Here is a 275-nt window from a genome sequence, read left to right as displayed (position 1 = left end):
GTGTACACCTGGGAAAACGCAGCCGGAAAGGGTTGCAAAACCAAGTAAAAAAGTCAGAATTGTCGCTCGCATCATTCAGCTGTTGTCTCGTCCGGAGGTTTGCGTTTTTGCATTGATGGACGATGATACCTGATGAACCAAGTCGCTGTGAAATATTCGAGGGTTGCAATGTCCGATCAAAATCTGGAGTTGCGTAAAGCAGGTCTGAAAGTCACTCTGCCAAGAATCAAAATCTTGAGCATTCTGGAATGTAATCCGGAAGCGCATCTGAGTGC

General features: G+C 46.2%; 1 pseudogene. It reads left to right on the top strand.

What is annotated here, in order from left to right:
* Positions 1 to 168: 168 nt before the first annotated feature.
* A pseudogene (locus Q4563_RS19680) lies at positions 169 to 275 on the top strand (ferric iron uptake transcriptional regulator); the annotation flags it as partial.

This window comes from Gilvimarinus sp. 1_MG-2023, from assembly GCF_030548285.1.
Note: the sequence above shows the minus strand (reverse complement) of the source record. Positions and strands in the feature narration are given on the sequence as shown.